This window comes from Cellvibrio sp., assembly GCF_046347455.1.
In the GTDB taxonomy this organism is placed as follows: domain Bacteria; phylum Pseudomonadota; class Gammaproteobacteria; order Pseudomonadales; family Cellvibrionaceae; genus Cellvibrio.
The window spans coordinates 15,147-26,916 of record NZ_JAXMGC010000009.1; the positions used below are offsets into that span (position 1 = coordinate 15,147).

13 protein-coding genes are annotated in these 11,770 nt (G+C 45.9%); 3 read left to right on the forward strand and 10 right to left on the reverse strand.

The genetic code is table 11. The annotated features are described in order from the left end of the window. The 7 genes from era to U1F02_RS14575 all read right to left on the reverse strand — a co-directional run bounded on the left by era (window position 1) and on the right by U1F02_RS14575 (window position 6,262). A complete protein-coding gene (gene era, locus U1F02_RS14545; RefSeq protein WP_409991136.1) occupies window positions 1-912 on the reverse strand; it encodes a GTPase Era in 912 nt (303 codons plus the stop codon). 37 nt (window positions 913-949) lie between these two features. Continuing rightward, on the reverse strand, window positions 950-1,630 hold the full coding sequence (gene rnc, locus U1F02_RS14550) for a ribonuclease III (RefSeq protein ID WP_409991137.1): 681 nt from the start codon (window positions 1,628-1,630) through the stop codon (window positions 950-952). Beyond that, complete coding sequence (locus tag U1F02_RS14555) at window positions 1,617-2,069, reverse strand: DUF4845 domain-containing protein (protein ID WP_409991138.1); 453 nt, start codon at window positions 2,067-2,069, stop codon at window positions 1,617-1,619. Before U1F02_RS14555 ends, rnc begins: the two co-directional genes overlap by 14 nt. 27 nt (window positions 2,070-2,096) lie before the next feature. Next, the gene (lepB, locus tag U1F02_RS14560) at window positions 2,097-2,972 is read right to left on the reverse strand and encodes a signal peptidase I (RefSeq protein WP_409991139.1); all 876 of its coding nucleotides are present in this window, start codon (window positions 2,970-2,972) and stop codon (window positions 2,097-2,099) included. A gap of 63 nt (window positions 2,973-3,035) precedes the next feature. Then, entirely contained in the window at window positions 3,036-4,835 is a 1,800-nt protein-coding gene (gene lepA, locus U1F02_RS14565; protein WP_409991140.1) for a translation elongation factor 4, read from the reverse strand. A gap of 174 nt (window positions 4,836-5,009) precedes the next feature. Next, window positions 5,010-5,234: a DUF2789 family protein gene (locus U1F02_RS14570; RefSeq protein WP_409991141.1), complete on the reverse strand. Its 225-nt coding sequence runs from the start codon at window positions 5,232-5,234 to the stop codon at window positions 5,010-5,012. Window positions 5,235-5,314: 80 nt separating this feature from the next. Continuing rightward, window positions 5,315-6,262 (reverse strand): acyltransferase, encoded by a 948-nt coding sequence (locus U1F02_RS14575; protein ID WP_409991142.1) that lies wholly within the window; start codon window positions 6,260-6,262, stop codon window positions 5,315-5,317. A 35-nt stretch (window positions 6,263-6,297) separates the two neighbouring features. Here U1F02_RS14575 and lepB (U1F02_RS14580) point away from each other — a divergent pair, with 35 nt between their 5' ends. Then, window positions 6,298-6,942 (forward strand): signal peptidase I, encoded by a 645-nt coding sequence (gene lepB / locus U1F02_RS14580; protein WP_409991143.1) that lies wholly within the window; start codon window positions 6,298-6,300, stop codon window positions 6,940-6,942. A gap of 160 nt (window positions 6,943-7,102) precedes the next feature. On the opposite strand, the gene U1F02_RS14585 is transcribed toward lepB (U1F02_RS14580), so the two are convergent. Both U1F02_RS14585 and fabV read right to left on the reverse strand, forming a co-directional pair. Beyond that, window positions 7,103-7,648, reverse strand: a complete 546-nt coding sequence (locus U1F02_RS14585; RefSeq protein WP_409991144.1) for a 5' nucleotidase, NT5C type — start codon at window positions 7,646-7,648, stop codon at window positions 7,103-7,105. An 88-nt stretch (window positions 7,649-7,736) separates the two neighbouring features. Next, window positions 7,737-8,912 (reverse strand): enoyl-ACP reductase FabV, encoded by a 1,176-nt coding sequence (fabV, locus tag U1F02_RS14590; RefSeq protein ID WP_409991145.1) that lies wholly within the window; start codon window positions 8,910-8,912, stop codon window positions 7,737-7,739. Between the two features lie 158 nt (window positions 8,913-9,070). Between fabV and U1F02_RS14595 the strand changes: the two genes are divergently transcribed. Together U1F02_RS14595 and U1F02_RS14600 are read left to right on the forward strand one after the other, a co-directional pair. Continuing rightward, window positions 9,071-9,484, forward strand: a complete 414-nt coding sequence (locus tag U1F02_RS14595; RefSeq protein WP_409991146.1) for an MAPEG family protein — start codon at window positions 9,071-9,073, stop codon at window positions 9,482-9,484. 137 nt (window positions 9,485-9,621) lie between these two features. Beyond that, a complete protein-coding gene (locus tag U1F02_RS14600; protein WP_409991147.1) occupies window positions 9,622-10,023 on the forward strand; it encodes a hypothetical protein in 402 nt (133 codons plus the stop codon). A 63-nt stretch (window positions 10,024-10,086) separates the two neighbouring features. On the opposite strand, the gene U1F02_RS14605 is transcribed toward U1F02_RS14600, so the two are convergent. Continuing rightward, window positions 10,087-11,739: a DUF5597 domain-containing protein gene (locus U1F02_RS14605; RefSeq protein ID WP_409991148.1), complete on the reverse strand. Its 1,653-nt coding sequence runs from the start codon at window positions 11,737-11,739 to the stop codon at window positions 10,087-10,089. Between the last annotated feature and the right edge of the window lie 31 nt (window positions 11,740-11,770).

An 11,770-nucleotide genomic window follows, 5' to 3' on the forward strand; every position in this document is an offset into this window, starting at 1 on the left:
TTAAAAATCATTATAACCGAGGCTGCGTAAAGCACGTTCATCATCTGACCAACCTGATTTAACTTTCACCCAAAGTTTTAACATAATTTTCATATCGAAGAGTTTTTCCATATCTTTACGAGCTTCTATCCCTATTAACTTAATACGCTCGCCTTTTTCACCGATCAAAATCCGCTTTTGTCCATCGCGCTCTACTAAAATCAACGCGCCTATATTTAATAAATTTCCTTCTTGTTTAAACTCTTCTATTTCTACTGCCATTTCGTAGGGCAACTCATCACCCAATTGGCGTGTGATTTTTTCACGAACAATTTCTGCAGCCATGAAGCGAGAACTACGATCCGTAATCTGATCTTCAGGGTACATATGCATACCTTCCGGCATGCGCTCGACGATCAGCTGTTCCAGACGATCCAGATTGATATTCCGTAACGCAGACAGCGGAACAATTTCAGCCACATTTAATTTTTTGGATAAACTCTCAAGGTGTGGCAAAAGTGTTTCTTTATCTTCTACTTGGTCTACTTTATTAACAGCCAAAATTATGGGGCAGGAAGCATGCTGCAATTTTTCTGCAACGGCTTCGTCTTCTTCAGTCCATATAAACCGGTCAACCACAAATACAACCACATCAACATCTTTCATTGCTGTGTTGGCGGCGCGGTTCATGTAGCGATTAATCGCTTTTTGTTGTCCGAGATGCATTCCCGGTGTATCCACGAACATAATTTGGATATCACCCTCGGTTTTAATGCCCACAACATTATTGCGCGTGGTTTGAGGCTTACGCGATGTGATGCTGATCTTCTGCCCAAGAATATGATTGAGCAACGTAGACTTACCCACATTAGGGCGACCAACAATAGCAACATAACCACAACGAGTCGTAGATGAATCAGAATGATCTGACATAAAAAAACCTGAACGGAAAGATAAATAGAACCAGGAATTACTGGATATCAAGCAATCGGAGAACTTCAGTCGCCGCGATTTTTTCAGCTTCGCGACGACTACTGGCTTGTGCTCGTACGCTTTGCTTCAACAAAACAACGCGACACTCAACCGTAAAAATCTGGGCGTGAGATTCGCCTGCCGCTTCAACAACCTCATACTCGGGGAGAGGTTTGCGCAGACTCTGCAGATGTTCCTGCAAACGTGATTTTGGATCTTTTGCAGAGGTGTCTACCGTTAAGGATTCCAAGCGCTTAGCAAACCATGACAATACGTGCTTACGGCAAGTATCAAAATCAGTTTCGGTATATATAGCACCAATTAATGCTTCCACCGAATCCGCCAAAATAGAATCGCGTCTGTGCCCGCCGGATTTCATTTCGCCTTCACCGAGAATCAAGCACTCACCAAGCTCAAACTCACGTGCAATTTCTGCAAGGGTTTCACCCTTAACTAATTGCGAGCGCAACCGGCTGAGCTGGCCTTCACGAACGTTCGGGAAACGTGTAAACAGCGCGTCACCAATAACAAGATTTAGAATGGAATCGCCCAGGAACTCCAGCCGCTCGTTATTGTGCGCACCATGACTGCGATGAGTCAGCGCTAACCTCAGTAAAGACGGCGCTTTGAATTCATAGCCTAAACGTTGTTGTAATTGTTGAAACTTAATGCTTTGCACGCTGATCTGCCGCAGGTTTACAACATAAACTTAAGTGATCACCATCCAAATGGTTTTGAAAGGTAGTAACAATATCAATGTTGTAAAACAAGTTAGTACGATTTTCGTAATCAATTTTAATTAAAAGATTTTTTGATCTACGATCGATTACGATATTTTGCGGACCATCACTGCGCACGTTATTAACAAGATAAAAGTTTTGAATGCGTTTTTTAATTTCCGAGTCAGACATTTCATTAACCTGAGCACCGGGTTCTGCCAATGTTTTTAACGCGTTAACAACATACATATTTTCTGCGTACATAGGCACCACTGCAAACGCAAACATTCCACAAAACGCCAATATCGCTATAACGAAAATCCAGCTAATTAAGGTGAGCCCCTTCTGCTTCTTAAGGCTGCGATCTAAGATGCGTTTTTGGTTTAACAATGATTTCATAGTGGCACCTGTTAATTTTTTAATGGATTATTTAACAACACCTACATTCGAAAAACTGGGGATGCTCAGCAGCTCTTCCCAATGCATCCAAACCGCAAAAGCCTTACCTACAATCGCATCTTCGGAAACAGTGCCCCAGACGCGACTGTCAGCACTATTGTCACGATTGTCGCCCATCATAAAATAATGGCCATCTTCGACAACCCAAGTTCTATCGTCCGCGCTTAATCCACTTGGTTCATCGCACTTCTGCATTTTATGGGGCACACCATCAAGCATTTCATTGACAACAGTAAGCTGCTGTCTGTGATTCATGCAGAATGAACCTAGCTCAGGCGATGCCTTCTGAACATACTCCTGCTTAACTTCTACGCCATTCAAGTAAAGCACATTATTGGCGTAACGAACGCGGTCGCCCGGAACACCAATCACGCGTTTAATAAAATAGGTTTTAGGCTGATGCGGAGGGAAAAACACCATGACATCGCCGCGCTTTGGCTTACCCACAGGAATAAACGTTTTATTCAACACAGGAACGCGCAAACCATAGGCGAATTTGTTAACCAGAATAAAATCGCCTACTTGTAAGGTAGGAATCATAGAGCCTGACGGAATTTGGAAGGGTTCCACCAAAAAAGAGCGGAGAAAAAATACAATAAACAATACGGGGAAAAACGACTTCGCGTATTCAACTGCGACGGGCTCTTTGCCCACCGCATCCACTGCGGTTTGATATGCCGCTTTACGATGCTCGTCTGCAGACTCGATGCCGGGAAACTGTTGCTCAACGGCAGCAACTCGCGCTTTTCGCGGTTTAGCCAAAAACAGAATGTCGAAGAGCCAAATAACGCCCGTGATCAATACCGCGAGCGTAAGAATTAACGGAAGATTTATACTGCCCATGAATGTGGAAGCCTTTTATGGTTGTTGGTCAGCCTGACGATTGGGGTCGCAGCCCCAAAATCCTTAGGAATCGATTTTAAGTACGGCAAAGAATGCGGCTTGTGGAATTTCTACACTTCCCACCTGCTTCATGCGCTTCTTACCGGCTTTTTGCTTTTCGAGTAGCTTTTTCTTACGCGTTGCGTCGCCACCGTAACATTTCGCCGTTACATCTTTGCGAAGCGCTTTTACAGTAGAGCGCGCCACAATTTGCCCGCCAATTGCCGCTTGAATAGCAACATCGTACATCTGGCGAGGAATGAGTTCTTTCATTTTATCGGTTAACGAATGGCCCATGCGTTGCGCTTTGTCGCGATGCACAATAATCGCCAGCGCATCTACTTTCTCGCCGTTAATCAATACATCCAAACGTACAAGGTTGGCGGGATCAAAGCGTACAAAGGTGTAATCCAAAGACGCGTAGCCACGGCTTACTGACTTCAATCGATCGAAGAAATCCGTTACCACTTCGTTCATAGGTAACTCGTAACGAACGCGCACTTGAGAACCGGTGAACTGCAAATCTTTTTGCACACCGCGCTTATCGATACACAAAGTAATCACGTTACCCAAGTGTTCTTGCGGCACCAAAATATTGGCTTCAACGATCGGCTCGCGCATTTCTTGAATTGAACCCGGATCGGGCAACTTGGACGGGTTATCAACGTAGACAACTTCGCCGCCACGTTTTTCAATCTCATAAACTACCGTGGGTGCCGTGGTAATCAGGTCGAGATCGTATTCGCGCTCCAAACGCTCTTGAATGATCTCCATGTGCAGCATGCCGAGGAAGCCAACACGGAAGCCAAAGCCCAAGGCATCCGAACTTTCCGGTTCATAGAACAAAGAAGCATCGTTCAGAGTCAGCTTGGCGAGGGCCTCGCGGAAGTCCTCAAAGTCATCGGAACTGATCGGGAACATACCCGCATAGACTTGCGGTTTGATTTTTTGGAATCCAGCGAGCGCTTCAACATCTGGCGTTTGTGCATGGGTAATGGTATCGCCCACGGGTGCGCCCTGAATGTCTTTAATACCCGCCACAACAAAGCCCACTTCACCGGCCTTGAGTTCTTTCAATTGAGTCAACTTGGGGCTAAATACGCCTACGCCATCTACGATTTGGGGCTTGCCGATGGTTTTGGCGATAATCTTGTCTTTGAGGCGCAAGGTACCTTGTTTCACACGAACCAAAGACACAACGCCGAGGTAGTTGTCGAACCAGGAATCAATAATCAATGCCTGTAAGGGTGCATCAACGTCGCCTTGAGGCGGAGGAACCAAGCGCACTAGTTCTTCCAGTACGTCTTCCATACCCATGCCAGATTTAGCCGAGCAGCGTACTGCTTCGGTGGCATCTATACCGATAATATCTTCAATCTCTTGCGCTACACGGTCTGGCTCTGCCTGTGGCAAATCCATTTTGTTAAGTACGGGAATAACCTCTAAACCTTGCTCGATAGCGGTGTAACAGTTAGCAACTGACTGCGCCTCCACACCTTGGCCCGCATCAACGACGAGCAACGCACCTTCACAGGCTGCCAACGAACGAGATACTTCATAGGTGAAGTCCACGTGGCCGGGCGTATCAATAAAGTTGAGCTGATAGGTTTTGCCATCCCGCGCCTTGTAGTGCAAGGTCACACTGTGGGCTTTAATGGTGATGCCGCGTTCGCGTTCCAAATCCATAGAATCAAGTACTTGCGCCTCCATTTCACGGTCGCTCAAGCCACCGCACATCTGGATAAAGCGGTCGGCGATGGTGGATTTACCGTGGTCAATGTGGGCGATGATGGAAAAGTTACGGATATGGCTTAAGTCAGTCACAGGCAATCAATACTTTAGGAGGTTGAGAAGGAACAGAACCGCTTGAAAAGGGGGCTGTCGCGAATGGTCGGCATTCTAGCCTATTTGATGGTGCAAGCGTACAGGCGTTAGCCGAGCACAAAAAAATAACGCGCCTTTAAGGCGCGTTATTGAGTGATCCATAGCGAGGCATAATTAGTCACGGAGCAAGCAGTTCAGCTCGTCCACAACCTCTTCCCAATCTGAGTAAGGCTGACGCGCCTCACGTAAAAAGGCGGCTTGCTCGGGCGTCCAAAAACTCGCATTAGCGAGAGGCTCAGCTTGGGGAAGCGGACGGTGACGCTCAATAAACGCCTCTATATCCTTGTCAGAGTTAGGTAAACCTAGCTTTGCAAATAGATCTTTGAGCGAATACAGCATACTAGCCTCCTTTAAAACAATCGCACTATCAACAAGATATGCCTTTAGCATACCTTGAACCACTAAAATTTTCTGCGATTTTATGAGCGAGATTGCATCTGATTTAGCAAAATATCCTTTTCCTCCCAGATTTGATTTACCCAAGCCTGAAAGCGCCCGCGAAATTCGGCATCATTGATGTAATCGCCCAACATCTCTTCCGGTATTGGGCGTTCACGCACATCAACCCGAATCAGACCAACTTTGCCACAGGCATAATCCCAATAACTTGGGCGCTCTTCCGGGTAAAAGATTGTTACGTCTAACAAACTGTGAAGCTGCCCGTTCATGGCCGCCAAGGTGAAGGCTAAACCGCCTGCCTTGGGCATCAGCAAATGCGTGTAACTGGATTTTTGCTGCGCGTACTTGGCAAGCGTGAACCGAGTTCCTTCAAGGAAGTTAATGATGGTCACGGGGTTATGACGAAACTTTTCGCATGCCTGACGGGTTTCCTCAATATCCTTTCCTTTGAGCGCTGGGTTCCTTTCGATTTCCGCCTTGGTGTAGCGGCGCATAAAGGGAAACTCCAACGCCCACCAAGCCAACCCCAGCAAGGGCACCCAAATCAGGGATTGTTTAAGAAAGAACTTCAAGTAAGGAATGCGGCGATTAAACACGCGCAGTAGAACCAAAATATCCACCCAGGATTGATGGTTCGCAATCAGCATGTACCACTCGCTTACCTTCAAATTACCTAAGCCTTCTACCTCGAGCCTGGTCGGCAAAATCGCTGCTTGATGACGAGCATTGGCGTCCATCCAGTGACTTGCTAGCCAATCGAGCCAACGGTTACACAGTACCCGCCAAGGGTTGTAAGGAATTAACCATTTCAAAAGCGCAAGCGGCATGAGCGGAATAAACACAATAACAGTAATCACCACAAACAACGCTGTGGTGACTATGCCGAGCAAATGCCGAAAAGGTGATAAAAGTAATGACATGTCTGCGTTGGATGAACTTAGTTTCCAGAGTTGAGTCTTTAAACGCATTGTAACAGCTTGAGATACCGCTTAAGGAGAAAACCGTGAAAACCAGTTGGGCAAACCTTTGGAAAGAAAATAAGTCATTTATCTTTTTCCTGAGCTTAATGTTTATTTTCAGAAGCGCCTGCGCGGATTGGAACACGGTGCCCACCGCATCGATGAAACCGACAATAATGGAAGGTGATCGTATTGCTGTTAACAAAATGGCTTACGATTTGCGCATCCCTTTCACGCACGTTTCACTCATTAAATTTGGTGATCCGCAGCGTGGCGATATAGCAGTATTCGATTCCAAAGTGTCCGACAAACGTTTGGTAAAAAGAGTGATCGGTGTGCCCGGCGATGCGGTTACCATGATCAACAATGAGTTGATTATTAACGGTACGAGCATTCAATACGACAAAACACCAGGCAACCAAGATCAAATAGAACATCTCTTCAACACAGCGCACATTGTGCGAATTAGCAACCCCGAAAATCACGCATTTGCCAACTTCCCCACGGTGATTGTTCCTGCAGATCAGTATTTAATGATGGGCGACAACCGCGATGTGAGCGCTGATTCACGTGTGATAGGTTTTGTTCCGCGCGATGAGTTTGTAGGTAGATCGCGCGCCGTAGTTATATCGCTCAATTACGATAATTTTTATTTGCCACGTGCAGATCGGTTTTTTAAAAGTTTATGATTAACTCTTAGAAATAGCTGATGCAGATACTAAGAAAGGAATCGTCATCCTCGCGCAGCGGGGATCCAGCTTTTGATTTTAGTTCTAACAGCCGGATCCCGCTGCGCGAGGATGACAAAAAACAAATTAATAAAACAACAAAACAGCCCGTATTTCTCGCTTACTCAATAGAGTTATCTAAAAACATCGCCCCCACTTCCAACCAATTATTCACCCGCACATCCGCCGCTTCATTCACATTATGCGGAGCAGTAAATAGCACACCCTGCCCGGAAAAAAACTGAAAATGGCGCGAGCTGTCGTCAATTAAATAATCTGCGTTAACAATGCCTTTATTGCCACAAAAAATAAAATTCATGGGCGATAAAAATGGCAAATGTTTTACCAACCATTCGTATTTTGCGGTAAAGGATGTGGGGTGCTCCATGGCCGCGGTGGCTATGTAAATATCGAAACGCTGGCTCAACTGCTGGATAGTGCAAATCGCATCCGGTAATGGCGCTAAGTCCACAAAAAAATCTGGGTTGTCGGGGTAAGAACGAACGCGCGCTTCGTGCTCCGCAGGAACGCGATGATAAATTTTTGTGCCCATTAAATCTTGTTTGGTAAGGCGCTGGCCAAATTCCTGATTGTACCAATCCAAGTGGCGCGCCATGGTGTCACAAATGGTTTCATCCATATCTATCGCAATTCGTTTACGCATCATGTCCCCTCACAATTTTAAAACGCAGAATTAAAACCCTTAAAATAAAAAAGCCCCTAAAGAGGGGCTTCAACACAATTAAGCTTTTGGCTTAAAAATTGGTTTCCACCAGCGGCGATGTCTCTGCATCATAATCTACGCCGTCGATACCGAAACCGAACAAGCGCAAGAACTCAGCTTTGTAGCCAGCAAAATCCGTTAACTCAAACAGATTTTCTTCAGTAACTTGATCCCACAATGCTTCTACTTTAGTTTGCACAGAAGGATGCAATTCCAACTCGTCAACACGGTAACGCCCTTCTTCATCCAAACGTGGATTAGCTGAATACAAACATTCAGTGAACAAACGTTGGATTTGCTCAATACAACCTTCGTGAGTGCCCTGCTCTTTCATCACTTTGAACAAAATGGCCAAGTACAAGGGCATTACCGGAATTGCAGAACTCGCTTGGGTAACAACAGCTTTTAACACTGCCACGCGCGCTTTACCGCCGTGTTTCGCACTCAAGGCTTTAGCAGCGCGATCCAAATCTTCTTTAGCCTTACCGATAGTCGCTTTGCCATAAATTGGCCAAGTCAACTTGTCACCGAGGTAGGTGTAGGCAACAGTTTGGAAGTTATCGGCAAGCAGACCGGCATTTTTTAACGCATCAATCCACATTTCCCAATCTTCACCACCCATCACTTTTACGGTGTTGGCGATTTCTTCTTCAGTTGCGGGCTCAATCGAAACGTCACCAATTTTCAAGGTGTCGGTATTCAAATTTTTGGAAACGTAGGATTTTCCAATCGGCTTAAGAACGGAGTTGTACACCTCGCCAGTTTTGGGATCGGTGCGGCGGGGTGACGCCAAACTATAAATAACCAGGTCAACTTTACCAATGCCGCTTTTCAGCTCATCGATAACTTTGGCTTTCATTTCATCAGAGAAGGCATCGCCATTTAAGGTGTGCGCGTATAAACCGGCAGCTTTAGCAGCATCGTGGAATGCTGAGGTGTTGTAGTAACCAGCGGTTGCTGTTTTAGATTCAGAAGGCTCTTTCTCAAAGCACACGCCCAGCGTATCTGCTCCGCCACCAAAGGCTGCAGTGATACGTGATGCCAATCCGAAACCGGTAGAGCAACCCAATACCAAGACTTTCTTAGGCGCGCCCGCAATGGGGCCTTTGGCTTTGGTGTAAGCGATTTGCTCTTGCACGTTGGCAGCAGCGCCTTGTGGGTGGGCATTGGTACAGATAAAACCGCGAACTTTTGGCTTGATAATCATGGAGTTAACCTTTTGATGTTAAACAGGTTTGAGCAGCTGATGCGCCCAAGCTAAATACGGGAAACGGAAAATGGGGCATTATACAGAAAGAAGGCCAATCTCACAGGCACCTGAACTTCCCCGAGCAACAAGCGCAATATCCTTTAAAAGAGGTTTTTATGATCTATCCCATGTTCGCCATGATTGTGCTGACTTTTGTAATTGCGATTTATATGCTGAGCTTGCGAGTTTCCGCCGTAAGGTCTGGCCGCGTCAAACTGAGTGCTTTCCGCCTCAATAATGAAGACACTATGTCGCCCCGCATGCTGCAAGTTGCGCGAAACTACAGCAACCTTTTTGAAATGCCGGTACTCTTTTATGCTGCTGGAGCGGTCACCTTAGCGCTAAACCTAAACTCGATTGCGATAAGTATTCTGGCTTGGTTATTCGTGGTTAGCCGTATTGTTCATTCATTGATTCACATCACCAGCAATAATGTTATTCGCCGTATGCAGGCGTTTATGGCGGGAAACCTTTGCATTCTTTTAATTTGGATGTTGATTGTGTGGGATTACACAGTTCATTACGCCTAACCAGACAGATAAGAAATGCGCCAGTTTATGTTGGTTTTGCGACGCATCTGGCATTTGCGCGCTTCCGCCACGTCCTATTCATTTTTAATTCAGCCCCGACCACATAATTTGAACAACAAACATAACTGGAGATAACTATGCGTAAATACATTCTTTCCCTTTCCGTTCTTTTAAGCTTACAGGCTGCACCCCAGAGTTTTGCGGGAGATTTGGGAATTAACGTTATTCTCTCGGGAGAAATAAAGCCGGGCGTCTACGGCGAAGTGCAAATTGGCAATGCCCCACGTCCAGTTGTGGTTTACGACCAACCTCGGGTAATTGTTGTGAGCAAACGCTACATAAATGAACCGCCAATTTATCTGCACGTTCCACCAGGCCACGCAAAACACTGGGACAAGCATTGCGGCGAGTACCACGCCTGCGAACGCCGTGTTTATTTCGTGCGTAGCGAAGAATATGACTCTGGGTATGTGCGCGAAGATGATCACAAAGAGCGCGGGCATGGCAAGGAGCACGGTAAGGGACACGGCAAACATTAATTAGTTAGCATCCAATACATGCAACTGAAATGCGGTAGCGCTCAACAGCTCTACCGCATTTTTTTAATATTTATAAAGTACGATGCGTTGATTTTGATATTCGCCATAAGGGAGATTTAAATGGCGGCCTTGATGGCTTTCATCACCATTAAGCAAACGCCCCGGATTCCAAGTTGGCATGTTTGAACTCTTATCGCGGGTGTAATCGCCCTCCCAAACAGATTCAATTCCCAAGGTGTTTTTCTGAGCGGCATCTTTAAAGGTCGCCACCACACCCGATCCGGCAAACAAAAATTCTTTTTCGCTCAGGCGAATAATCAATGCACCTACTTCGGGCCAGATTTCTTGCTTCGCGCCAGACGACCAAGACAGCGTGAATTCGTGTTTCAATGTAATTTCGATATCACCGAAAACCACTTTGGCAGATTGACGTTCTTTATCCAGCAAAACACCATCGATAAGATTTTCTTTGCCGACAGAATTCATTTTTGCTTGCGCAATGAGTGGCGCAATGCTCGCTAAATGGCGATAGGCTTTTCCTAGCGGAATTTCTTCAGGCTTGTGCGCGGAGTCAATCGAGAAAGGTGAAAACCCCATTGCCTTGTAATGGCCGATGGCAAAATAGACTTTTGCTGCATTGCTATCTTCCATTTTAATTTCGGGGATAAACAACGGGTTTTCATCGCTGTAGAACAAATCATTCCACTGGGTAAAAAGCGGGTTGTAGAAGTCAGGGGATAAAATATCTATATGAGGTGTAGCCGCTTTCCAAATCGAAAACAAGTGTGGTAGGGGGCCGCCACTGGGATACTGGCCCGGTAATAAACCTGCTTTGTTCAACGCCGCGTTCACGTAAGTTGGCAGTGGATAAATCGCCTTGCCCGCTGCTGCAACTGCGTTTGTGTAACGCGCCAAATGCCATGCAATAAAAAATTCTTCTGTTGCAATTAAATCACCGAAAACCTGACGCCACGAACCGCTGGTTAAACTGCCTTGCTTGTGCCAAGCGTTGGTAACTGCATCGGACTTTTTGGTGGTTTGCAAATAAGTAATCAACTCGATGGGAACTGCAGCATCATAAGCTGCGTTGGCGGCTGGGCTGAAATCGCGTGCATCTGGCAGCATGCCTACTTCGTTTTCAACCTGAACCATAACAACCGTTTTTTCGTTGTCCACTTTTTTCAAGTAAGAAAGCAAAGCTGAATAGGCGCGAATATCGGCCTGTAAATTGTTACTTGAAAAGGGACTGAGTATCGCCTGCTTTTTTCCATCACGATTTTCTACCAAGGGAAAACGAGTGGGATCATTTTTAACCCATGCAGGCGTATAGCAGGACATGCTGTTTTTCCAAGAACCGAACCACAGAAAAACGAGTTTCATGTTCGACGCGCGCGCGTTTTTAATCGCCGCATCCACCAAATCAAAATTAAACTTTCCTTCTTGCGGCTCCATGAGCTCCCAATACACAGGCACCAAAACGGTATTCAGCTGCAAGGCTTTTAGCGTCGGCCAAATTTTAGTTAAGTAAGCGGAGCTGGCGCCACTGGAATTCGCCAGCTCCCCTCCCAGCATCAAATATGGCTGACCATTTACAAATAATTGCTTGGAGGATTTGTCGATGTAAGGAACAGACGTGGTCTGTTGCGCAATTACCTGACTTGATAGGAACAGGCAAACTAAAGCAGCAGCCGCACATCGTATTTCTTTTAAAAACATCAACATTTCCTCGATCTATTTAATTTTTATT

Coding starts and splice junctions, on each gene's coding strand:
- U1F02_RS14595 (WP_409991146.1), top strand. CDS start 9,071: ATGATCTATCCCATGTTCGCCATGATTGTGCTGACTTTTGTAATTGCG.
- U1F02_RS14555 (WP_409991138.1), bottom strand. CDS start 2,069: ATGAAATCATTGTTAAACCAAAAACGCATCTTAGATCGCAGCCTTAAG.
- U1F02_RS14570 (WP_409991141.1), bottom strand. CDS start 5,234: ATGCTGTATTCGCTCAAAGATCTATTTGCAAAGCTAGGTTTACCTAAC.
- era (WP_409991136.1), bottom strand. CDS start 912: ATGTCAGATCATTCTGATTCATCTACGACTCGTTGTGGTTATGTTGCT.
- fabV (WP_409991145.1), bottom strand. CDS start 8,912: ATGATTATCAAGCCAAAAGTTCGCGGTTTTATCTGTACCAATGCCCAC.
- lepB (WP_409991139.1), bottom strand. CDS start 2,972: ATGGGCAGTATAAATCTTCCGTTAATTCTTACGCTCGCGGTATTGATC.
- U1F02_RS14585 (WP_409991144.1), bottom strand. CDS start 7,648: ATGATGCGTAAACGAATTGCGATAGATATGGATGAAACCATTTGTGAC.
- U1F02_RS14600 (WP_409991147.1), top strand. CDS start 9,622: ATGCGTAAATACATTCTTTCCCTTTCCGTTCTTTTAAGCTTACAGGCT.
- U1F02_RS14575 (WP_409991142.1), bottom strand. CDS start 6,262: ATGCGTTTAAAGACTCAACTCTGGAAACTAAGTTCATCCAACGCAGAC.
- U1F02_RS14605 (WP_409991148.1), bottom strand. CDS start 11,739: ATGTTTTTAAAAGAAATACGATGTGCGGCTGCTGCTTTAGTTTGCCTG.